Origin of the sequence: Hymenobacter rubripertinctus (assembly GCF_003583925.1) — a bacterium.
GTDB classification, from domain to species: domain Bacteria; phylum Bacteroidota; class Bacteroidia; order Cytophagales; family Hymenobacteraceae; genus Hymenobacter; species Hymenobacter rubripertinctus.
The window spans coordinates 1-22814 of sequence record NZ_QYCN01000030.1; the positions used below are offsets into that span (position 1 = coordinate 1).

Annotated in this window: 20 protein-coding genes and 1 pseudogene; 6 read left to right on the plus strand and 15 right to left on the minus strand. The window is 63.3% G+C overall.

Features of this window, described 5'->3' with window-relative positions; all coding sequences use genetic code 11:
• Together D0T11_RS16650 and D0T11_RS16655 are read left to right on the plus strand one after the other, a co-directional pair.
• Positions 1-118 (plus strand): annotated as a pseudogene (locus D0T11_RS16650) (IS5/IS1182 family transposase); the annotation flags it as partial.
• A 48-nt stretch (positions 119-166) separates the two neighbouring features.
• On the plus strand, positions 167-1060 hold the full coding sequence (locus D0T11_RS16655; RefSeq protein ID WP_119656936.1) for a hypothetical protein: 894 nt from the start codon (positions 167-169) through the stop codon (positions 1058-1060).
• A 162-nt stretch (positions 1061-1222) separates the two neighbouring features.
• Here D0T11_RS16655 and nhaA read toward each other — a convergent pair whose 3' ends face one another.
• From nhaA to D0T11_RS16680, 5 genes are all read right to left on the minus strand, one after another.
• Positions 1223-2536, minus strand: a complete 1314-nt coding sequence (gene nhaA, locus D0T11_RS16660; RefSeq protein WP_119656937.1) for a Na+/H+ antiporter NhaA — start codon at positions 2534-2536, stop codon at positions 1223-1225.
• Positions 2537-2813: 277 nt separating this feature from the next.
• The gene (gene sbcD / locus D0T11_RS16665; protein ID WP_119656938.1) at positions 2814-4058 is read right to left on the minus strand and encodes an exonuclease subunit SbcD; all 1245 of its coding nucleotides are present in this window, start codon (positions 4056-4058) and stop codon (positions 2814-2816) included.
• A 90-nt stretch (positions 4059-4148) separates the two neighbouring features.
• Complete coding sequence (locus tag D0T11_RS16670; protein WP_119656939.1) at positions 4149-4520, minus strand: DUF6970 domain-containing protein; 372 nt, start codon at positions 4518-4520, stop codon at positions 4149-4151.
• A 108-nt stretch (positions 4521-4628) separates the two neighbouring features.
• Positions 4629-5990 (minus strand): MBL fold metallo-hydrolase, encoded by a 1362-nt coding sequence (locus D0T11_RS16675; protein WP_119656940.1) that lies wholly within the window; start codon positions 5988-5990, stop codon positions 4629-4631.
• Positions 5991-6221: 231 nt separating this feature from the next.
• Positions 6222-6641 carry a hypothetical protein gene (locus tag D0T11_RS16680; RefSeq protein WP_119656941.1) on the minus strand — a complete coding sequence of 140 codons (420 nt, stop codon included), beginning with the start codon at positions 6639-6641 and terminating at the stop codon, positions 6222-6224.
• Between the two features lie 193 nt (positions 6642-6834).
• Between D0T11_RS16680 and D0T11_RS16685 the strand changes: the two genes are divergently transcribed.
• Complete coding sequence (locus D0T11_RS16685; RefSeq protein ID WP_119656942.1) at positions 6835-8316, plus strand: amino acid permease; 1482 nt, start codon at positions 6835-6837, stop codon at positions 8314-8316.
• A 288-nt stretch (positions 8317-8604) separates the two neighbouring features.
• Here the strand turns inward: D0T11_RS16685 and D0T11_RS16690 are convergent, their stop codons facing one another.
• A complete protein-coding gene (locus D0T11_RS16690; protein ID WP_119656943.1) occupies positions 8605-8817 on the minus strand; it encodes a hypervirulence associated TUDOR domain-containing protein in 213 nt (70 codons plus the stop codon).
• A 229-nt stretch (positions 8818-9046) separates the two neighbouring features.
• Here D0T11_RS16690 and D0T11_RS16695 point away from each other — a divergent pair, with 229 nt between their 5' ends.
• From D0T11_RS16695 to D0T11_RS16705, 3 genes are all read left to right on the plus strand, one after another.
• Positions 9047-9715 carry a response regulator gene (locus D0T11_RS16695; protein WP_119656944.1) on the plus strand — a complete coding sequence of 223 codons (669 nt, stop codon included), beginning with the start codon at positions 9047-9049 and terminating at the stop codon, positions 9713-9715.
• Between the two features lie 588 nt (positions 9716-10303).
• On the plus strand, positions 10304-10510 hold the full coding sequence (locus tag D0T11_RS16700) for a hypothetical protein (protein ID WP_119656945.1): 207 nt from the start codon (positions 10304-10306) through the stop codon (positions 10508-10510).
• A gap of 191 nt (positions 10511-10701) precedes the next feature.
• Positions 10702-12768, plus strand: a complete 2067-nt coding sequence (locus D0T11_RS16705; protein WP_147374697.1) for an RICIN domain-containing protein — start codon at positions 10702-10704, stop codon at positions 12766-12768.
• A 57-nt stretch (positions 12769-12825) separates the two neighbouring features.
• On the opposite strand, the gene D0T11_RS16710 is transcribed toward D0T11_RS16705, so the two are convergent.
• The 9 genes from D0T11_RS16710 to D0T11_RS16750 all read right to left on the minus strand — a co-directional run bounded on the left by D0T11_RS16710 (position 12826) and on the right by D0T11_RS16750 (position 22697).
• Positions 12826-13896, minus strand: coding sequence for a hypothetical protein (locus D0T11_RS16710; protein WP_119656947.1), 1071 nt, complete (start codon positions 13894-13896; stop codon positions 12826-12828).
• 38 nt (positions 13897-13934) lie between these two features.
• Positions 13935-15569 (minus strand): NAD(P)-binding protein, encoded by a 1635-nt coding sequence (locus D0T11_RS16715; protein ID WP_245990965.1) that lies wholly within the window; start codon positions 15567-15569, stop codon positions 13935-13937.
• Positions 15570-15856: 287 nt separating this feature from the next.
• The gene (locus D0T11_RS16720) at positions 15857-17428 is read right to left on the minus strand and encodes a polyamine aminopropyltransferase (RefSeq protein WP_119656949.1); all 1572 of its coding nucleotides are present in this window, start codon (positions 17426-17428) and stop codon (positions 15857-15859) included.
• Complete coding sequence (locus D0T11_RS16725) at positions 17421-17636, minus strand: DUF350 domain-containing protein (RefSeq protein ID WP_119656950.1); 216 nt, start codon at positions 17634-17636, stop codon at positions 17421-17423. Before D0T11_RS16725 ends, D0T11_RS16720 begins: the two co-directional genes overlap by 8 nt.
• Before the next feature lie 238 nt (positions 17637-17874).
• Entirely contained in the window at positions 17875-18066 is a 192-nt protein-coding gene (locus tag D0T11_RS16730) for a hypothetical protein (RefSeq protein WP_119656951.1), read from the minus strand.
• A 27-nt stretch (positions 18067-18093) separates the two neighbouring features.
• Positions 18094-19419, minus strand: a complete 1326-nt coding sequence (locus D0T11_RS16735) for a DUF4178 domain-containing protein (protein WP_119656952.1) — start codon at positions 19417-19419, stop codon at positions 18094-18096.
• Positions 19416-19769: an S-adenosylmethionine decarboxylase family protein gene (locus D0T11_RS16740; RefSeq protein ID WP_119656953.1), complete on the minus strand. Its 354-nt coding sequence runs from the start codon at positions 19767-19769 to the stop codon at positions 19416-19418. Before D0T11_RS16740 ends, D0T11_RS16735 begins: the two co-directional genes overlap by 4 nt.
• 281 nt (positions 19770-20050) lie before the next feature.
• Entirely contained in the window at positions 20051-21616 is a 1566-nt protein-coding gene (locus tag D0T11_RS16745) for a serine aminopeptidase domain-containing protein (RefSeq protein ID WP_119656954.1), read from the minus strand.
• 82 nt (positions 21617-21698) lie between these two features.
• Positions 21699-22697, minus strand: coding sequence for a fasciclin domain-containing protein (locus D0T11_RS16750; protein ID WP_119656955.1), 999 nt, complete (start codon positions 22695-22697; stop codon positions 21699-21701).
• Positions 22698-22814: the final 117 nt, after the last annotated feature.

Sequence of the window (22814 nt, forward strand, 5' to 3'; positions counted from 1 at the left end):
TTGGCTCAACCGCTTCCGGCATCTGCTGATTCGCTGGGCCAAAAAACCGGAGAACTACTTGGCCATGCTCCACTTTGCCTGTGCGCGCATTACGTGGTACAATTGTCTTTTTGGCTGACCCTCATTCCCTATTCGGATAGACTCTAAGTATAAAGACGACCCCGCCGTGCTGTTCTGGGGCATCGGCAACGAGCTGAACCTGGAGTACCTCAACCCCAACGTCTGGGACGCGGTGGAGCAGATTGCCCGTATGATTCACGAAGTGGACCCCAACCACCCCACCAGCACCGTGCTGGCCGGCCTCAACCAACAGGAGGTCGATTACATCAAGGCCCGCTGCCCGTCGGTGGATATTCTGAGCATCAACACCTACGCCGGGCTGGCCGCCATTCCGCAGCAGGTGCGCACCATGGGCTGGGCCGGCCCCTACGTGGTGGCCGAGTGGGGCCCCACCGGCCATTGGGAAAGCCCCGTTACGCCCTGGAAAGCCTCGGTGGAGGAAAACAGCAGCCAGAAAGCCGCCGTGTACCAAAGCCGCTACGAGGCCTCAGTAGCCCGGGATACCACCCAATGCCTGGGCACCTACGTGTTTCTGTGGGGCCAGAAGCAGGAGCGCACGCCCACCTGGTACGGCATCTTCACCGAGGACGGCAAGGAGTCGGAAGTGGTGGACGTGATGCAGTACCTGTGGAGCGGGCACTGGCCCGCCAACCGCGCCCCGCACCTCACCGATTTCCGCCTCAACAACCAGCACGCCCCCGATGGCGTGTACCTGCAAGCCGGTAAAAAGTACCCCGCCATCGTGACGGTAACCGACCCCGACCAGGACCCGCTCACCTACCGCTGGGAGATGCTGCCCGAAAGCACCGACCTGAAAACCGGCGGCGACCGGGAAAGCCGCCCCACCGCCATACGGGGCCTGATTCCGGCCAAAGCCGCAGCCCAAACCACGCTCACCGCGCCCACCAAGCCGGGCGCCTACCGCCTGTACATCTACGCCTACGATGGCCACGACAACGTTGGCGTAGCCAACATCCCGTTCTTCGTGCGGGAGAAGTAGAAGGCTGCGTGATAGTTGGGTAAAAAAATGTGCTGTGTAATAGCCCGTCATGCTGAGCGAAGGCGAAGCATCTCTACCGCAATGCTAATCCTGACACCCACAACGAAGCGGTAGAGATGCTTCGACTGCGCCTCCGGCTTCGCTCAGCATGACGGGCTCTTACTATGCATTACGCACCGGGATAGTGCGCAGGAGCAGAAAACCCAGGGTGCCGGAAATGAGCGAGGCGGTGAGGATGGCCAGTTTGGCAACCGGCTCACCGGCCGTGTGCTCGCCCAGGGCCAGCAGCGTAATGAAGAGCGACATAGTGAAGCCGATGCCGCCCAGCAGGCCCGCGCCCCACAGGTGGCGCCACGTAACGCCGGTGGGCAGCGAGGCCCAGCCCAGCCGGATGCTCAGCCAGCTCATCAGGCCGATACCCAGGGGCTTGCCCACTGCCAGGCCCAGGATAATGCCTATGGCCAGGGGCGAGGCCAGCTGCCGGAACACGGCCCCATCAATTTCGAGGCTGGTGTTGGCGAAAGCGAAGAGGGGAATGATGCCGAAGGCCACCACCGAGTGCAGGCGTTGCTCCAGCTTCTGGGCCGGCGAGCTGATGGCGTCGGACAGGTACTCCAACTCTTCACTGATGATGCGCGGGTTGGCGTCGGCCCCGTGCACTTCGTCCTGGAGCATGCTCAGGCGGCTGTTGAGCATGAGCAGCAACTCGGGTTTGGCCTGCCCGATGCGGGACGGAATAGCCAGCGCCAGCAGCACGCCCGCCAGCGTGGCGTGCACCCCCGACTCGTGCATGAAAAACCACATCAATAAGCCCAGTGGCAGGTAGAACACCAGGAGCCGGGCCCCGAGCAGGTTCAGGTTGAGCAGCAGCACCCAGGTGCCCAGGGCCAGGTAGAGGTAGGTGAGGTGCAGGTTGGTGGTGTAGAAACCGGCAATAACGAGCACCGCGCCCAGATCATCGACGATGGCCAGCGCGGTGAGGAACACCTTGAGGCCCAGTGGCACCCGCGGCCCCAGCAATTGCAGCACGGCCAGCGCGAAGGCAATGTCGGTGGCCATCGGGATGCCCCAGCCGTTGGCGGCGGGGTGGCCCCGATTGATGAAAAAGTAGATCAGGGCCGGGACCACCATGCCGCCAATGGCCGCCGCGATGGGCAGCGCGGCCTGCCGCCGGTCCGAGAGCTCGCCCTCCAGTACTTCCCGCTTGATTTCCAGGCCCACGATGAGGAAGAAAATGCTCATCAGCCCGTCGTTGATCCAGTGCAGCAAGCTTAGCTCGAGTCCGAAGCCGTTGAGGGCCAGGTTGAGATGCTTCTCCCATAACTCGGGAAAAAAGTGGGCTGGTCCCCAATTGGCGTTGGCCAGTATCAGGGCCAGTACGGCACTCACCATCAGCATGATACCGCCGGCGGCTTCCCGGCGAAAGAATTCGGCAAACGGCCGCACCAGCGGACGAACAAGAAGAGGAACAGCCATAGAGGAACGGGGAGCGGGAAATAACGGAGAAGACCCGTGGCAGCAGCCACAAGCCAAAACGGAAAGCAAGGGCCACCGAAGCCCGGGCCGCGTTTCGGTTTCAAAGGTACAACTGCTGTCCAAAGCCACCGGAATCCGGTTGACTAGCGGCCTTCCGCAGCAGCGCCGGAGTGGCTGTTAGTTTGTAGAAAAAAGCAATGTGATTCGCTCCGCCGCGTGGCGCGGCCCTTCAGAGACGGCCTGCTACGAACCTGCAACCGGCACCTGGCGCCGCTTCCTACAAGCCCTCCAGCAATTCGTCGAAGGAGCGCAGTAACTCGGCACGGGCCTCGGCGGGCTCCGCTGCCAGGCGCTGCTCAAAAACTTCGCGGGCCGTAAAATCGTGCAGGCTGCGGGTGAGCAAGGCCGCTTCCTCGTCGTCGTCGTCGCCATCGGGGGTGCCAAGGCCGCGCAGGCGGATGAGGCGCAGGTGGCGGCGGGCCAGCACCTGAAGCTGCTGCCGGTCGAGGGCCTCAATTACCCGGAGCAGGGCCTCGGCTACTTCCAGTTGGCTTAGCTCGGAACGCACCTGCACGTCGGCCCAGGCGGGCAGGGCGAAACCGGCGTTGTCGTAGGCCGTGAGGCCGGCCGTAACCTCCTCCAGGCTGCCGTGGAAGCGTACCAGCCGCCGCACCCCGGGCACTGCCAGGCTGCGCAGCTCCGCCAGCTTGCCGCCCGCGAAATCGAGCAGCACTACTTGCTTGGGGTGGTCGACTTCTGAAAAGGAGAGGGCGATGGGGGAGCCTGAGTAGCGGATATGCTCGCGCCCGCCCACCTGCTGGGGCCGGTGCAGGTGGCCCAGGGCCACGTAGTCGAAAATGGCCGGGAAGTGGTCGGCCGTTACCTGGCCCAGGTTGCCCACGTGAATGGTGCGCTCCGAGTCGGAGGGGGCAGCCCCGGCGGCGTAGAGGTGGCCGGTGGCCAGCACGGGCAGGCCCAGATCCTTGAGCTGCCAGACCTGCTCCACCTCGGCTACCCGGGTGTAATGGTCGGCCAGGCCCTGCTTGATGCGGGTTTCCCGCTCCTCGGCGCTTTCACCGGGCACCGAGAGGCGCACGTCCCGGTCGCGCAGGAAGGGCACGGCGCACACTACCAGCCCGGGCCGGCCGGTGGCATCATCGAGCACCAGCACTTGCTCCTCGAAGCACTCGGGCACGCAGCCCACCACGTGCACCCGCAGGTGGCGCAGCAGCCGGGCCGGGGCATTCAGGGTGGCCGGCGAGTCGTGGTTGCCGCCCACCACCACCACGTCGCGGCAGCCGGTGGCCCGCAATTGCAGCAGAAAATCGTAGTAGAGCTCCAGGGCCTGGTTGGCGGGCGAGCCGGTGTCGAAAATGTCGCCCGCCACCACGAGCACCTCCACGTTCTGCTGCTCGATAGTAGCCACCAGCCAGTTCAGGAAATGGCGGTGCTCCTCGGTCCGCTCGTGGCCCTGAATAAACCGCTGGCCCAGGTGCCAGTCGGCGGTATGTAGAACGCGCATAGCCACGAAGATACTCCGGCCCGCAGAAAACCGGCCCGCTAGCCCCCTAGGCCGGCCGGCCGCGCCGGCCGTAACAGCTGTCGAAGAACATTATTGCTGCCAGATAGTGCGCTCGAAAGTTGCATTGGCGAATGGCTCGCCGTTTATGTTCCTGTTGCCGACAACGCCGCCCAGACCGCCCAAGTCATGACATGCCGCATCATACACAAACGTCATGTTCGCGCGACAGGTACCCGGGCTGAAGACGTATACCAGCCGTTTCTGAAACGTGTATTCCTGCACGCTGGCCCCCGCAATCGGGCCAGCCGTTTTGCAGAGCGCCTCCCTGGCAAATGCTGCGGTCTTGTCTTTGATGCAGGCCGGAACCTGCTTGGACGGCCCGGGTTCAGCGCTTGTTCCGCCCTTCTGGCAGGCCGCCAGCCCGAACGTGCCCAGCGCCAGCATAAGGAGTAGTCGGTTCATATAGGTAGGTAAAAAATGAATCTCAACGCCTCGACAGCTCTGAGATTCAGATTGCAATAGCCTAACTAAAGGTTGTATGACCCCATCGGGCCACTGGGCCGACGGCGCTTAAAAGGTGGTCACCGCCTCGCTCAGGTCATATACCAGTACGTGTGGTAATGCCGCCCGCACGATGCTGCTGCCCGCCGCCGAGCGGTAGCCGCCGGCGCAATGAACCAGAATAGGCTTGTCGGTCGGAATTTCAGTAACCCGCTCGCGCAGCTCGTACAGCGGAATATGCAGGGCTTGGGTAAACAGCGGCTCCGCCTTCACCTCCGAGGGGTTGCGGATATCCACGATGGTAAACGTGCCGGGATGCTGGCGGACCTGCTCCACATCGGGGCCGGCGCTGGTGGCAGGCAGCTCGCGGGGGGTGAGCAAGGCCCCCCGAATATTGGTTTCGTAGCCGATTTTGGCCGTTTTCCGGATGACGGTATCCAGGGCAATCTGGGAGTCGGCGAGCAGGTAGTAGGCTTCCTGGGGCGCCACAATAGAGCCCAGCCAGGTTTCAAACTTGCCCCCGTCCATTAGGTTGATGGCCCCGGGCAGGTGGCCGGCGCGGAATTCCTGAGCCGGGCGGGTGTCAATGAGCAGCACGCCGGGCTCCATTTCGGTTTCGGCCCGCAGGCGCGGCACCATCCGGATACCATCTTCAAAAGCCACTGCCCCCAGCTTGTTCAGCATCACATCGTGCCCGAAATACTTGGGCACAAACGGCTGGTCGGCGAGTAGCACCTGCACAAAATCGGCCTCCGACATGGGCTGGAGCGCATAGTTGGTCCTGATTTCCTTGCCGATGCTGCTGTCGAGGTCGGTGCTGGTGGTTTTGCCGCAGAGCGAGCCGGGGCCGTGGGCCGGATACACCCGGGTAGTGGCGGGCAGGGTCATCAGCTTCTGGCGGGTGCTGGCGTAGAGCTGGGCGGCCAGCGACTCGCGGCTGTGCCCGCCCACGGCGTCCGACTCGCGTAGGTCGGGCCGGCCCACGTCGCCCACAAACAGGGTGTCGCCGGTGAACACGGCCCGGGACTGGGCCAGCTCATCGAGCAGCAGCACACTAATGGAGTCCGGCGAGTGACCGGGCGTATTGAGGGCGTGGAGCTCGACGGTGCCCAGCGTAATGCGCTGGCCCTCGTCGAAGGTGGTATGGGGGTAAGCGGCCTGCACCAGCTGGCTCACGTAGATGGTGGCCCCGGTTTCCTGCGCAATTTCGAGGTGGCTACTCACGAAATCGGCGTGGGGGTGCGTTTCGATGACGGCCACGATACGGGCCTCGTGCTCGTCGGCAAAATCGTAGTAGGGTTGGGGGTCGCGGGCGGGGTCGATGAGGGCAATCTGGCCTTCGCTGCGGATGGCGTAGCTCGCGTGGGCCAGGCCTTTATCGTAAAACTGCTGAATTTGTACCGAGCCGGTACTACTGGGCAGAGGACTCATGGGGTGTTGGATGTGGTGAACGGGCCGTCGGGCTGCGGGGCTGCCGTTGGGAGGGCGATAGTGTCAAATATACGCAAGCCCACCGCTATCTGCCGCAAAGCCTGGCGCACCCGGCCCCTACCGGCCATCAGTTACGCCAAAGGGCCACCCCGCAAAAATGCCTCATCCGACCAGCGTCGGACGAGGCATTTTTGCGGGCTGGCCCTTTATCTACAACCGAAGTAAGCAGCTTCAGGACTTGATTTTTGTCTTCCGGTCCTGGCGCTTTTCCATCCGGTTGTCTTGCAGCTGGCCGTACCGGGCGTACTGGTCGGCGCTGAGGATGCCCTTGAGCTGGGCGTCGTACTTGGTGCGCAGGGCTTCCATGGTCTGGCGCAGGGCACTACGGTCGTCGCCGGTCGGCCGCTGCGCGCGCAGGGCCTGCATTTCCTGGCGGCGGCTTTCCTCGAGTTGGCGCACCTGCTCGGTTTGCCTGGCCGACAGGCCCAGCTGCTTGGCAAGGGTGGCGGCGCGCTGCTCGGGCGTGCGCTGTTCGGGGCCCTGCTGCAACCCGTTTCTAACCGGGCGCTCCGGCGAAGGGGCCGACGTTTGGGCGGCGGCGGTACCGGCCACCAGGGCCATGCCGGCCAGCAGAAGGAGCATCTTTTTCATGAGGTCTGGGTCAGTGGGTTCGTGGAATGGGGGTTGGATGCCAGAGCTTATTCAGGGTTTAATCTGGAATTGAAATAGCCGAATTCGGGTAGGCAAACCAGATAAAAGGCTATATTCGGGCCACCTGAACGGGCTTTTGCTCTTTTTCATTCGACATTTTCAACCTTTTCATCTCTCTAACTTTCTTTCTTTTATGGCAGATATTTTCGCCAGAAAATCGCTCGATAAGCTCATGAATGAGGCCGATGAGGGCGAAGGCGGCGGGCTGAAACGGACCCTGACGGCCACCAACCTCACCATGCTCGGCATCGGGGCCATCATTGGCGCGGGTATTTTCGTGCTCACCGGTACGGCCGCCGCCAACGCCGCGGGTCCGGCCATCGTCATCTCCTTCATCATTGCCGGTCTGGGCTGTTTGTTCGCGGGTTTGTGCTACGCCGAATTCGCGTCCATGATTCCGATTGCCGGCTCGGCCTACACCTACGGCTACGCCACGCTGGGCGAGTTCGTGGCCTGGATCATTGGCTGGGACCTGATTCTGGAATACCTGTTCGGGGCGGCCACCGTGGCCGTGGGCTGGAGCGGCAACGTGGTCAGCATCCTGAAAAAATCGGGGATTGAAATGCCCCTGGAAATTTCGCAGGCCCCCGTCAACTACGACGGGGCCAACTTCTCGCTCACCGGAGCCTACATCAACCTGCCGGCCGTGCTGCTGATTTTCGTCATGACGACCCTGCTCGTCATCGGCATTCAGGAGTCGGCCCGCTTCAACAACGTCATCGTCTTCATCAAGGTCGCCATCGTGCTGCTGGTGATTGGCTTTGGCTTCAAATACGTGAACTCGGCCAACTGGGAGCCCTTTATCCCGCAGGTGGAAATTCTGCCCGATGGCAGCTCCCGCTACGGTTGGCAGGGAATTGTGCGCGGCGCGGCCGTGGTATTCTTCTCCTACATTGGCTTTGATGCCGTGAGTACCGCCGCCCAGGAAGCCAAGAACCCCCAGCGCGACATGCCCATCGGGATGCTGCTCTCGCTGGCTATCTGCACGCTGCTCTACGTTCTGATGGCCCTGGTGCTCACCGGCCTCACCTCGTACAAAAACCTGAACGTGCCCGATCCGGTGCTCGTGGCCCTGGCTGCTGCCGGCCCGGCCCTTAAGTGGCTGTACTTCTTCACCGGCGTAGGCGCTATTGCCGGCCTCGCCTCGGTGGTACTCGTGATGCTCATGGGTCAGCCCCGCATTTTCTTCGCCATGTCGCGCGACGGTCTGCTGCCGGCCATCTTTGGCAAGGTGCACCCCAAGTTTCAGACGCCCTACGTCACCACCATCTTTACCGGCGTAGTGGCCGCCATCGTGGCCGGTATTCTGCCCGTAGGCCTGCTGGGCGAACTGGTGAGTATCGGAACGCTGTTCGCCTTCATCATTGTGTGCGCCGGCGTTATCGCCATGCGCCGCCGCGACCCCGATCTGGTGCGCCCCTTCCGTACGCCCTTCGTGCCGCTGGTACCCATCCTGGGCATTCTGATCTGCGGCTACATGATGTTCAACCTGCCCTGGGATACCTGGTTGCGCCTGATCATCTGGATGGCTGTCGGCGTAGCCATCTACTTCTTCTACGGCCGCCACAACAGCAAGCTCAACCGCGAGCGGGAGGCCGAGGCCGCCATCAAGTAGGTGTTAGGTTATTAGGGCTTAGGTGTTAGGAGGTATGTCGTAGACCCTAGCGCTTTAGCTTGAAAAAAACACTAAAAAGACCCCGCAACAGCTGTTGCGGGGTCTTTTTAGTGTCGAAGCTGTTTAGAAAGTCCGCTTTGTTGATTAGCTGTCATCCTGCGCTTGCGAAGCGCTTTATTACGCGGGCATATTTCGACTTCTTTCCGAGTTGTGCGGACGTGATAAGGTCCTTCGCAAGCGCAGGACGACAGCCTTTTTGACTTTCTAAACAGCCTCATCTTTTAATCCCTACTTTTTCGCCTCCGATACTTCGCTCTTCAGCTTGAGCACCTTGTCGCCGTTCTGCTGCACGATGAGGTAGGCGGGGTTGTCGGGGGTGCCGTGCCGGGTGATTTCCGCGCCTTTAATTGTGCGGCTGAGGGTTTGTTTGTGCGTTTCCTCGATTTTTCCGGTAGCTGTACCAGTGCCGTATTTCCAGGTGACCTGAGTGCCTTTGCGCATGATGAAAAAAGTGGGGCTCCATTATGAAAACGACCAGTGAAGTGGTGGTGGCGTCGGTAATATCCTGTACTCCACAAAACTGCGCTGAGTTGCTCCCGGGGCCTGCTCCGGTGCCCGGCCCGGGTAGGGCAGGCGTAGGGCACAACCAGGATAATTGTAGTATCTTCAAGATGCTCGGCGCTGGTATAGTCGGTGAAAAAGTGGTTAGTTATTGGTTTCTGTTGTTCGCATGTCTGCTTCTGCTGCTGCTCCCGCCCTTATTCCGCTCCTACTGGTAGATGATCATCCGGTGATAGTGGAGGGTATTAAAAATATGCTCCGGCCGGAAGAAGACCTGCAGGTAGTTATCCAGGCTCACTGCGGCGCGCAGGCCCTGGAGTTGCTGGCCCAGCACCCGGAGGTACGCGTGGCCGTGCTCGACCTGAACATGCCCGAAATGGGCGGGGTGGAACTGGCCCAGGCCATCCGGGGGCGCTGGCCTCAGGTACGGGTTCTGGTGCTGAGCATGTTTCACGACCACGCTACGGTCGCCGACGTGGTGGCGGCCGGCGGCTCCGGCTACGTGCTCAAAACGGCCAGCCGGGCCGAACTCAGCAACGCTATCCGGCAGGTGGCGGCCGGCCACACCTACTTCAGCCAGGACGTAGCGGATACCCTGCTCCAGAACTTCCAGATTCCGTCGGCGCTGGAGGCTCGCAGAAAACCCGCGCTTACCGGTCGTGAGCAGGAAATCCTGGAACTCATTGCCCGCGAATACTCCAACCACGACATTGCCGAGGCGCTTTTTATCAGTGAGCGGACCGTGGAAACACACCGGCGGAATCTGTTCACCAAGACCAAGTCCAAGTCGGTGGTAGGCCTGATTCAGTACGCCCTGCGCAACAAGCTGATTTCGTAATCAGCCGTTTTCACGCTTTTTATCCGAAACCCGGGTTGGGCGGATTGTAGTAGCCACCCGCTACCGCAACCCACCCAACCCGGGTTTTGGGCGCAAGAGCCACGCCACCACACAGGCATCAGGCTGAAGCTACCACCGGTTGTAGCCGGATTACAACTACTCGGAAATAGTGACAGCGGAGCAAAAAACTCCCAACCGCCCTGGTTTGCGGCCGGGTCGGGCGGAGCGGAGCAATGTGCCGGACCAGAGCGGATGGGTATGAGAGGAAGAAAAATGCGCCGGAATTGAAAGAGAATAAATCGAGGTATTTGTCTGTAAATTAGGGATATGGACCGTGGCAGGCCATTGGGAAGGGGAGCCAGGAAGAGGCGGTATATCCGTACTGGTACGGAGGGGCAAAATAAGGGCTGCTACTTATTTGAATTTATCCAATAAAAAATATACCTTAGCATCGTTCAATCAAATAATAATATCGTTATGTTTGATTGTGCTAGTAGCTCTCCGGAAACGACTTTTCCAGCCTCATTGCGCCGGCAGTCGCTACCTCATACCCCTGCTCGTTTTTCTACTCTTTAACGAAAACACGCCATGCCTTCAAAAATTCTCTCCTTCATCTGCCACGTACCCGGTCTGGCCCCCGGCGCTTACGCATCATCGGTAGCGGTAGCCGCCCCTAAATCGGCCGAACGCCGGACCGAAAGCCGCCGTTTAGAGTCCCAGAAAGCGGGGGGACACTTCACGGCCATCTACGAGAACGAGCGGTTTGTCCGGTTCAAATACATCAACAACAACTAGCGTCCTCCACGCCCTGATTCTGCGGTGGCGCAGCAAGCTGCCTACCCGCCTGCCGGTGGGGTATCAGGAGCCGGTAAACCGGTTTTGCGGATGTCAATCAGCCCCAAGGGGGTATCCTCCCGAGCGCGGGAGGATGCCCCCTTGGGCGTGCTAAAAAGGAGCGGAACCGGCATTTAAGCTAACTTGCGCCCTTGTTCATCCGTTTTGCGTGCATGGTTAACTCGTTGGTTCGCGTGGTGGCTCCGGTGCTGGTGCTACTTGGTTGTTTGGTGTTCACCCCAGGCTTTGCCCAGGCCCCCTTCACGCCCGAGGAGGATACCTGGTACGGCGTAGTGGCTCGCAGCAGCGGCCGCTCCCTGGATATTACCACGGCCTCGGCGGAAGCGGGCGCTACGGCTATCCAGTGGGAATTCACCCACGCCAATAGTCAGCAGTGGCGCTTCGTGCCCGCCGCCAAGGGCAGCACCTTCTACCGCATTGAGGCCCGCCACAGCGGGCAGTGCCTGACCCTGGAAAAGCCCGAGGAAAATGCGCCTCTGGTCCAGCGCCCCTGGACGGGTAGCTTCTATCAGCAGTGGAAACTGGTGCCTTCCGGTCCGGTGGGCAGCTTCCTGCTCATCAGCCGGGGCAACGATAAGTGCGCGGCCCTGGCGGCGGCCGACAAGTTCAACGGGACGCCCGTAGTGGGCCAGCGCGTGCAGAACCGCGCCACGCAGCAATGGACCCTCTTCAAGCTTCACCTAAACGTGGACCTGAGCCAGCCGGGTTTTGGCGTGCCCGAGCCATTGCTGAGCCTGAACACGCCCGGCAACGAGCTGCAACCCGTGCTTTCGCCCGATGGCAGCACCCTGTACTTCAGCCGGACGCGCTACAGCGGCAACACGGAAGGCATCACCGAGTCGGGGGATGTGTGGATGAGTACTTCCGCCAACCACGGCCGGACCTGGGCCCCGGCCACCCGTTTTGATGCGCTCAACACCAGCCAGAACAACGGCGTGATGGCCCTGGTGGAGGAGGGCAGGAAGCTGATCGTGCGCGGCCAGTACCAGCGCGACGGCTCGTTTCAGGATGCCGGGCTCAGCAAGGCCCCGCGCAGTGGGGGAGGCAAAAACAACCGCCCGGTAGCGCTGGACATTGCCAATTACTACTCGGCGGGGCCGGCTACCTCGTTTTTTGTAACGCCCGACGAGCAGATTATGCTCTTGAGCCTGGAGCGCGGCGACTCGCAAGGGGCCAACGACCTGTACGTGTCGCGGCCTACGCCCTCGGGCCTCTGGACGGAGCCCTTCAATCTGGGGGCAGTCGTGAACTCGCCCGGCTTCGAATTTGCCCCCTGGCTGGCGGCCGATGGCAAAACCCTCTACTTCAGCTCCTACGGCCACGCCGGCTACGGCTCGGCCGATATTTTCGTGACCACCCGTCTCGACGATTCGTGGACCAAGTGGACCGAGCCACGCAACCTGGGGTACCCCCTCAACGGCCCCGGCTTCGATGCCTACCTGAGCCTGACGGCCGACGAGAAGCAGGCGTACTACGCCTCTTCGCGCACTGCCAACGGCCCCGCCGACCTGTTCCGCACAGCCACCGGCATGGCCCCGGCCGCCATCGTGCGCGACTCGGTGCCCAAGCGCGCTGTGGACCCCGCCACGGCTCCGCGCACGCTGCTGGCCGGCCGGACGCTTGATGCCAAAACCAGCCTGGCCCTGGCGACGGAAGTGCAGGCCAGCCGCCTGACCAACGACCTGGTGTTCAATGCCACCGCCCGCACCGATGCTGCGGCGGGCAGTTTCCAGATGTCGTTGCCGCCGGGCCGCTACCGGGTGCAGGCCACCCGCGCGGGCTACCTCACGGCTACTGATACCATTACCATCACGGGTTCGCGGAGCCTGCTGCTGTCGTTGGTGCCGGCGGCCGTGGGTTCCAGCCTGGAGCTGCCCACGCTGATTTTTGCCCAGGGTAAGTTCACGCTGCTGTCCGACTCCTACACCGAGCTCAACCGTTTGGCCCGCACCCTGGATGACAACCCCACCGTGAACATCCGTCTGGAGGGCCACACCGACAACCAGGGCCGCCCCGAACTCAACGTGAAACTCTCCGAGGAGCGGGTTGCGGAGGTGAAGCGCTACCTCGTGAGCCGGGGCGTGATGGAAAAGCGCATCAGCACCATCGGCTACGGCGGCACCAAGCCCCGCGCCTCCAATGCCCGCGAGGAAACCCGCAAGCTCAACCGCCGGGTGGAGTTCACCATTGTGAAATAGCGGCCGGCCAAAGCCCGGACTGGCCAGCAGCGGGCACTGGCTGACCAGCAGAGCAGCTCAGGCCCCGCGCCGCCAGATAAAGCCGTCGAGCACGTAATGAGTGGCCTGGGGCAGGGCCAACAGGGGCACGAGCAGCGTCAGGGCCACGGAACCGGATACGGCGGGCAGTTGCGCAAACCAGCCGAATACGGCCGGGTGCTCCCGCCACACCAGCCCGTCCCAGAGGCCCTCTTCCAACAAGGCCAGCCCGAACAGCACTCCCAGAAACAGCAGCACCCCGTAGCGGCCCTGCCACCAAGTGCGGCCCTGGAACTGGGCCGCCGCCGGTTGGCTGGTGGTCCAGATCAGGGCCAGGTAAGGAATGCCGTGGGCCACCACGTTGAGCAGAGTGAAAATTAGGTCGCCATTGAAGAGCACGATGCCCACGTACCAGGAGGCTGCCGTGCCCAGCAGCAGCAGGTTGCGCGGCCAGTTGAGCCGGCCCGTCCGGTGCCACTGCCGGATTTCCTTGAGCGCATAGCCTAGCAGCAGGGTGGCGTAGAGTGCCGTAAGCGCGAGGCGGCCCGCCGGCCAGTCGCGCTGCACAAAGTCGCCCTCGATAAACCAGTTGAAGTGGCGCGGCGGCGAGAGGTGCCACCAGAGCAGCGGATACAGGGTGGCGGCGTAAACCAGGACCGTATCGAGGTGGCGGCCGAAGGTGCCGGCGGCTTCCTGACGGCTGTAGAGGCGCAGGAAGCCGTACTGCTGGCGAATGAAGTGGAAGACGGCCGCGTAGGCCAGCACCCGCCAGAACCACCGGTTGCCGCCCAGCCCGTGCAGGGCCACGCCGGCCGCGTAGCAGCTCAGCGGCACGGCCCAGAGCAGCGTCCGGAACTGTTGGCGCCGCTTGGCATCGAAGTAGGTACGAAACAGGGTGCTGTACACGTGCGCCACGTCGATGAGCACCACCAGCGCCACCCAGGCCCAAAGCGGCATCTGGGTGCCGGTGCGCAACCCCGGGGGCAGGGCGGCTACTGCCAGTAAGGCCAGAAACGGCGGGGCCAGAATCCAAAGTCCATCAAAACCCGCCGAGCGAATCCAGGGCTGGGGTTGGGGAGCCAGAGCGGCGGGAACGACGAGGGGGAGCATAGCGGCCGAAGGTACTACACGAGGTGAAAACGGAGCGGTTAAGCAAGGACGACCCCGGAGGCCGCCAAAACCTCCCGCGCGGCCCTAATTCCCTGGTAGAAGCCTTCCTCGAAGAGGGAGATGCCGCTCAGGTCGGTGTGGGCCAGGAATAATTTCTGCTGCCAGGGTTGGGCGGCCGCGGCCCGGGCCGCGCCCCACACGAAGCCGGGCGTGGGCGCTACCATGCCGTGGCCCCACACCCACACGTCGGCGCGCTCGACCAGGGGCGTGAGGCCGGGGTGGGCGGTTTCCAGCTCGGCCAGGGTCCGGCGCACCCACTCGTCGTAGCTGGTCTGGTAGGCCTGGCGGCGGGCGGTGGCGGGGTCGGGGGCCGACAGGGGCAGGTACCAGGTGACCACGCGCGGCGCGGCGTCGGAGAGGCTCAGGCGCTGGTGGCCGGCATCCACGTAGCCCACCGATTGGGCGCCGTAGAGCACGTTGTCCCAGCTCAGGGGCTGGCCGGGGCCCTGGGGCAGGCCCGGCACGGTGAGGTTGACTACCACCCAGGGGGCACGGTGGCAGGGTAAAGTGCGGTGGGCGGCGGGCGGCAGGCCGGCCAGCAGCCGCTCGGTAATAAAGAGGGGCGTGGCCATAATCACCCGGCGGGCCTCCACGCGGGTGGTGCGCCGGGAGGGCACGTGGTAGCAGTCCACGGCCAGGCCGGTGGGCCGGTCGTGGAGGGCGTAGGCCACCGTATCGGGCCGGAGGGGGGAGCGGGCCTGCTGGCGGAGCTGCTCGGCCAGGAAGCCGTTGCCCTGGGGCCAGGTGAGCACGTCGGCGCTGCCGGCGTTGTGGGCGTGGCCCTTGCGGCTGGCGAAGTAGTGCAGCCCCGCCCACGCCGACACCTGGGCGGCGGACGCGCCGTAGTCGTCGCGGCAGCTGTAGTCGAGGTACCAGCGCAGGTGGGGGCTGATGAACCCCTGCTCATCGAGGTAGGCCGCGAAGCTCACGTCGTCCAGGCGGCGGAACTGCGCATCGCCCGACGACTCCTGGACCGGGATCCGGAAGGCGTCGCGGCCGTCCTGGCCCACGGTTTGGCGCAGCTCGTCAATCAGGCGGAAGAAGCGGGCAATCTGCTCCTTTTCGGCGGCGGGCACGCCCAGCTCCGGCACCAGCCCGGTTTGCCAGTGGCCCCGGATGAAAAGGCGTTCCTCAGGGTCGTGGCAGAGGTGGTACTCGTTGTAAACGGGCAGGCCCGAGGCCGCGTCGAAGCCGGTGATAACGCCGGCTTCGCGCAGAAACGTCAGCAGGGCGTGGTTACGCACGTCGGGCACGGGCAGGTAGTGGGCACCCCAGGGGTAGGCCGAAACGGCACTGCGGCCAGCCCGGGAGTTGCCGCCGGGCTGCTCATCCAGTTCTACCAGCAGAATTTGCTCTGGCCGCAGCCCCTGCCGCTCCAGTTCCCGGCGGGCCGCCAGGCCGGCCACGCCCCCGCCCACAATCAGCACCTCCACCACTTCGGTGCGGGTGGGCGCGGGCAGGCGGGCGGGGTCGCGCAGCAGATGGCCGGTGGCGTGGTTGGCCCCGTGCATACTCCCGCTAATGTGGCCACGCCCAGTGCCCGGCGCGCAAGAGTGTAGCCCCGCCAGCGGCGCCAGCAGCAGCCCCGCGCCCCCCAGGGCAGTTTGTTGCATAAAATATCGGCGGGAAGGCATGGGCGCGGCGTAGCTACTGGGCAGTTGAGGTTGATGGATGCAGGCAGGTAAGCGCACCCGGGAAAATGTGGCAGTGTGCTTACCTGACCCCGGTGGCGGCGGGCCGCGTAACGGCTTTTCAGGTGATTGAGCCAGGAGGGCGTGGGGTAACGCCGCGCAGCCTGGACTGCCAGTTGTTTCGGACTCTGCTACGCGGCGCGGCCGTTCAGTAACGCGGTAGGCTACCCAACGAAAGCGGTTGCGCGGCCCGCCGCCACTGGGGGTGTCTAATGCACGTACGGCCCCCAATCCTCTTCAAAATAACGGACGAGGGCCTGGTTGTTGAGCTGGTTGATGTCGGTGGGGACTTCGCTCATGTCGGGGGGGAAGAAGCGCATGGCGCGGATGGTGGCGGGCGTGACGTAGCGCAGGCCGGGGGGCAGGGGGCCGGCATCGGGCCGCCAGTGGCGGTTGCGGCCGGCCAACACGAAGCCCCATTCGCCAAACGAGGGCACGTAGCAGTGGTAGGGCAGGGTGGTGAAACCGGCCGCTTCCAGGGTGTGGGCCACGCACCAGAACGAGCGGCGCGCCACGTAGGGCGAGGTGCTCTGGACCACCACCCAGCCCCCGGGGGCCAGCCGCCGCTCCAGTTCCCGGTAAAAGGCAGCCGAATAGAGCTTGCCGATGGAGTAGTTGCCGGGGTCGGGGAAATCGACGACGATGCAGTCGTAACGGGTGGTATCCTGGCGCACCCACTGGTAGGCGTCGCCGTTGATGACCTGCACTTTGGGGTGGAGCAGGGCGCGCTGGTTGAGCTCCAGCAGCATCTGGTTGTGCTGAAACAGGTGGGTCATGCCCGCATCCAGGTCCACGAGGCGGATGCTTTGCAGCTGGGGGTACTTGAGCAACTCGCGCACCGCCAGCCCGTCGCCGCCGCCCAGCACCAGCACCCGGCGGGCCTGGGGCAGCGCCTGCATGGCCGGGTGCACCAGGGCCTCGTGGTAGCGGTACTCGTCGAGGGAGCTGAACTGGAGGTTGCCGTTGAGGAACAGGCGCAGCTCCCGCTGGTTTTTGGTGAGCACCAGCCGTTGGTAGGGCGTCGTTTTGGAGTAGATAACCTGATCCTGAAAGGCCAGGCCCTCGGTGTAGGTTTGCAGGCGTTCGGCGTAGCCAAACCCCACGGCCAGGGCCAGCAGCGAGGCCACCAGCGCGCCGGTGAGGCTGCGGCGGAAGGGGCGGGTTTCGGGGAAGCGGTAGAGGGCCACCCCCGCCACCACCACGTTCAGGGCCCCGCACAGCAGGGAGGTGCGGATGAGCCCCAGCTGCGGCACCAGCACCAACGGGAACACCAAGGAAGCCAGCAACGCCCCAATGTAATCGAAGGTGAACACCCGCGAAACGAGGTCCTTGAACTCGAAGCGGTTTTCCAGAATCCGCATCAGCAGCGGAATTTCCAGGCCCACCAGAATGCCCGTCAGGCCCACCAGCGCGTACAGAATCAGCCGGAACGAGCTCACGTACTCAAACAGCACGAACAGCAGCGGGGCGGAAAAACCGCCCACCAGCCCCACCAGAATTTCGAGCCGGATAAACCAGCGCAGCAACGAGCCGCTCAGGTAGCGCGACAGCCAGGAGCCAATGCCCATCGAGAACAGATAGGCCCCGATGATGGTGGAAAACTGCATCACCGAGTCGCCGAGCAGGTAGCTGGCCAGGGTGCCCGCAATGAGCTCGTAAATCAGGCCGCAGGTGGCAATCACGAACACGGACCCCAGCAGCAGGGCCGGCCGGGCATCGGGCGGGGCGGCTACCCCGGCGGAGCCCGCCCGCCCGGCCCGCCGCACGGGTACTTTATCCATGAATGGCGGCGCTGATAATCAGGGCCACGGCAATCATAAAAGCCGCCCCCATAATGGCCAGGGCCGTGTTGTGCTCCTCGATAATCTCCTTCCAGAGCATCCGGGGCGTGAGTTTCTCAATCACGATAAAGCTGAGTACCAGAATCACGATGCCCAGCACCGAGTATACCACCGACGAGACGATGAGCTTGAAGTTGAGGTATTCCATGAGGAGGAGCTTGAGGTTAATTATCAGTTGCCAGTGTTCAGTTGTCAGTTGTCAGTAGAGAACGTCATTCAGAGCGCAGCGAAGAATCTCGCTTGAAATCGTTGAATTGGTTGTCAGGGGTAAGCAAACGGCACCACGCGAGGTTCTTCGCTACGCTCTGAATGACATTCTCTACTAACAACTGGCAACTGGCAACTGGCAACTGACAACTAACAACTGACAACTGGACACTGACAACTCATTTATGAAAATAGAGGGCGCGGCCGCCGGAGCCGTGGGTGCGGCCGGTGCCGTTGAGGTTGGGGGAGGCCTCGTTGTCGTCGCCGAGCAGGCGGTAGCCCGCCAGGCCGGCCCACACGAAGCTGCCATACACGAGCCCGGCAAACAGGGCGTAGAAGCGAATTTTCCAGAGGGAGCGGAGCCAGTCCATGCCGCAGGGAGTTAGGCGGGTGAAGGATTAGGAGGGGCTAAAGTCGCTGTTTTCCCAGCGGGTGCTCTCGTGCAGGATCTGGCGGACGTACAGCATGCCGGGGTAGAGCAGCAGCAGCAGCAGGGCCAGCCCGGCGTTGGAGCCGGCCGTGGCCCGGGCCTGCACCGTGGCCCGGAACTGAATGGCCTCCGGCTTGCTGAGGTCGGCTACGGGGTAGAAGTTGAGGTGATAAGGCCCGGCCGGCACCTGGCTGAGCAGGGTTTCGGCGTTCAGGTTGCCTTCGTGCCAACTCTCGCCGTCCGCCACGCCGTGGTAGTATTCCAGACTGCTGCTGGCGGCAAACTGCTGGCCGGTTTGCTCATTAACGAGGGCGAAAGGCAGTTCCACCCAGCTGTTATCCACGCTGGCCCACAGTTTCACGGTGAGCGCGCCGGTGCCGGGCACCGCGAACGAGGGCGACACCAGCACCTGCCGCTCGGGGCCGTTGGGCGTCACCAGCTGACCCAGCGAATCGGTAACGGGCTGGGTGGGCAGGGGCTCGGTCACGAATTCGCGGTTGAATACGGTTTCGTTGCCCCAGAGCATCAGCAAAACGTGGGTCACGACGACGACCAGGGCCATAACCAGCGCCAACGTGCGCAGCTGGGGCCACTTGCTGAAGCCCGGTACCGGCTGGGCCGCGCCCACGCCGGCGCGGTGGGGTAGCTGGGAGCGGGGCACGCCAAAGGCCTCGGCCACTTCTGCGGGTTCCAGGTGGCGGGCCAGAAACCAGTGGTCGCGGTTCTTATTCTGCCGCTCGCGCACCAGCATCAGCGGCGGGCCAACGTACTCCGAAAAGGTCAGGCTCTCATCGCTCAGCACATTCCAGTCGAACTCGCCCTCGGCGTACAGTACCCGGGGCGAATAGCGGTTGTAGAGCTGGAAATCGGTTTCTTCTGCCTCAATAAGGCCGCCCTGCGAAGCACGGTACTGCTCGGCGGTGGGCTCAATCAGCAGCCAGTGGCCCCGGAATACGGCCAGCTGGCGGTTGGCCCCGGTGGTTTCGTGGCGGAGCTGGAACTCCTCCCAGCGGTACGACTGGCCCTTGGCCTCGCACCGCCACTGATAGCCCGTGATGCGGTAGGTTTCGCTGTCCAGCTGCCCCGTGCTGCCCACCGCCAGCGGTATAGTAGGGGGCGGAGAATCTTTAAAGCGGCGCAATTGCTTGGGCGCGCCCTGCTCAGGGTACTCAAAAAACGTCTTGCACGCGGGGCAGCCGAAAAAGGCGCTCTGGAGGGCGTCGTAGTAGCGCACCTCGTGGCCGCAGTGGGGGCAACGGATGGCGGCCGGGGCAAACTGCACGGGCTGGCTCATCGGCGCACTTCGGTTTTGCTCTGCTCGCTGGCCCCAAAAAAGGCCAGCGTGGCCGCGTACAGGCTTTGGGCGCGGTCGGCATTGTCGCGGCGGTAATTGCTCAAAAACACGTCGAAGGTGGCCAGGCCGTGCTCGGGCCAGGTGTGGATGCTCAGGTGCGACTCGGTGAGGGCCACCACGGCCGTGAAGCCGCCCGCCGCGAAGGCGTGGTAGGCGCTGCCCACGGCCGTAAGCTGCTGCTGCGTAATCTGGGCCTCAAAAAAGGCGCGGCAGGCGGCCATGTCCCGCAGAGCCGGCACGGGGGCCGTAAACGTGGCCAGAATATGCAGGCCGGGAGCGTAAGAATCCATCAGGTTCACCTAACTACCCGCCCCGAACCACCGGGCCAGACGCCGGCAAGATAGCAAATCGGGAATGAGTGAGTGATGGAATACGTGAGCCGTCGGGGTGTTGCGAGGAGGCACGACGAAGCAATCCTTCCTGCACGAAGCTACAGCCCTGAGTAAACGCGAAGCCCCCAACGTGCGGACGTTGGGGGCTTTGTGAATCGGTCGAAATGGAGAAGAAGGGGAAGGACGCATGGTGTCGCCGTGCCTGCTGGCAACGGCTTACGCACTCACTCACTCACTCACTACTTCACCGGCGGGGCCTGGGCCTGAATCCAGTTGCGGATGACGTCCAGGGCGACGGTGGCGAAAACGGGGGAGGGCTGGCCATCGATGAGGGGCCACTCCGTGATGGGGGCCTGGAACAGGTGGTTGAGGCCGTCGAGGCGGCGGGCTTCCACTTGCTTGTTGGCTTTGAGGCCCTTTTCGAGCACGCTCAGGTTGGCGGTGGCATTCACCAGCACATCGTCGGCGCCGTGGAGTAGCAGCACCGGGCACTGCACCTGCTCCAGTTCCCGCTGGGGATAAAAGCGCAGGTAGGAGCGCACCCAGGGCGAGGTCAGGCGCCGGGCGGTGTTGGTGTAAACGGTATCGGGCAGGCCGGGCGTGCTCTGGCGCAGGGCCTTGGCTACCAGGTCCTGGGCCAGCCCGTCGGTGGGGTTCTGGCGCACGAGCTCCAGCAGCGGGCGCTGCTTTTTAGCCAGCTCATCCAGGCGCTTTTTCTCCTCTATTTTCTGGCGCAGGTACTTCTGCTCCTCCTGAATCTGGATCTGGGCGGCGTTGGCCCCGCCGGTGCGCATCTTGTCGAGCTTTTGCTGGGTGGCCAGGTTTTCGGCATCCCGCTGGCGCTTGAGCTGCTGAAAAAGCGTGTCGGCTACGGCAGCGGGGCGGCCCAGCCCGAGTTGGGTACTGAGCACATCGGCCCCGGGCAGGCCGGCCGCGGCTAGCGTTACCACAAAGGATGGGGGCAGGGGGCGGGCGGCGGCCAGCAGGGCAATGTTGCCGCCTTCGCCGTGGCCCAGCAGGCCCAGGTGGCCGGCATCTACCAACGACTGGGTCCGCAAAAAGGACAGCGCGGCCTGGGCATCACGCACCCGGTCATCGGGGCTGCTCAGCTCGGTCTGGCCTGTCGAGCCTTCCACGCCCCGGTCGTGGAAGCGTAACACGGCAATGCCGCGCCGGGTCAGGTGATCGGCCACGCCGCCCAGCAGCTTGTAGTCGCCGTACTGCCCGTCCTGGTTCTGCGGCCCCCAGTCGGAGAGCAGCACCACGGCCGCAAACGGCCCGGTCCCGGCCGGAATCGTGAGCGTCCCTTTCAGCGAAACCCCTTCGGCTTCATTCCGGAACGTAACTTCCTGCACCCGGTAGGGGGGCGGAAAGCGGAACGTTTTGGGTGGCGCTGGCGGCGGCGCTACAAAGCTCAGCGTGAGGGCGGCCTGGTAGCCGGGCTGGCTCCAGGTGCCTTCCAGCGTGCCTTCGGCTGTACGCAGCCCTTTAAAGCGGCAGCCCACTTGCTCGGCAAAAAACACCACCGTATCGCCCCGCTGTTCCACGATGGTCGGAATGCGGTTGATGCGCTGGGGAGCCACGTTGAGCACCGCGAACCGGTTACCGCTGGCCAGCTCCGTCACGATAATCTGGATGGGCAGGCTGCCCCCGGGCACCGCCAGCGGCCCCCGCCACTCACCTTCCAACGAATACTTCCCCGGACTTTGGGCGTAAACTAACCCAGGCAACAGCAGCGCCAGCAGCAGCAGTGCCCGCCCGGCGTAGTTTCTGAGTACAGGTCCGCAAGCTCGATTCAAAGACATTCGACTAGGAAGCAACAGGTAAAACAGGAGAGGGCAGGGGAGAGGGGAAGAAGAAAAGAGGCAGCAGGAGCAAACTGCCCGATTAGGGCAGCAGCACGCGGTTAATCACGTGCACCGTGCCGTTGAGGCACTGCACATCCGGGATGACCATCCCGGCCGGAGCCATATTGCCGGCTCCCTGCACCGTCAGCACGCCCTCGGTAAAGGCTCCGAGTTTGAGGGAGCCGCCGCCCAGGGTTTTAAGCGTACCGTTTTCGGGCAGCTCAGGCGTGAACTGGCCGCCCGCGACCACGTGGTTCAGCAACACGGCCGTAACGGTGGCCTTGGGCAGGCGCCGGATGTCGGTGGGCACGTTCAGGGGCACACCCAGCAGGGTGCCCAGTTCGCGGAAGGCCTGGTCGGTGGGGGCAAAAACGGTAAGCTGGGGGCTGCCGGACGAGGCCGACAAGGGGCCAGCCAGCTCGGCGTACAGCACGGCTTCTACCAGAAAGCTCAGCTCGGGCGTGGTAAACACCTGGGCATCCTTGAGGGCAATAGCCGATTGTACGATGTCAACTCCCGTCGCCAGCAGGACTTTATCAATGGGGTGCACCGTGCCGTTGGCCGCTTTCACGTCGGTGGCCAGGATGCGGGCGCCATTCACGTAGCGCACGCCGCCGCGGTCGATGAAGCGGCGGCTTACGCTGGCGCTTTGCACTTGCAGCAGGGAGGCGGAGGCAGTGCCGGCCGTGAGGCTGCTGCCCGGCAGGTTGCCGTTGGCCACATGATAGAGCAGGGTGTTGGTCAGAAAGGCTTTGTTGAGGCTGATGAGGTCGGTGGCCGAACGCAGGCCCAGCCGGGCAAAGGCCGCGTTGGTGGGCGCGAAAACGGTGTAGTTGCCGCTGGCATCGTTAGGATTTTTATTAGAAAGCACCCCGGCTACACCTCCCCGGATGGCCGCATCTTCCAATAATTGGAAATCTGCGCTCTTAGCGGCAATGTTGGCAATGGACGGATCTGCGTCCTGCTTATCCGAGCAGCCAGTGAGCGCGCAACTGGTGGCTAAGAGGAAGCCTAATGAAGTTTTGAGGAGATTTTTCATGTGATTAGGGAGATTTTGTATCTCTTTTCAGCTATTTTTGCTGATAAGCCCGGATACAAACGAGGACAAAAGTTCATCGGATTTATCTAATTACCAAACCGATTGAACTTTTGTTTT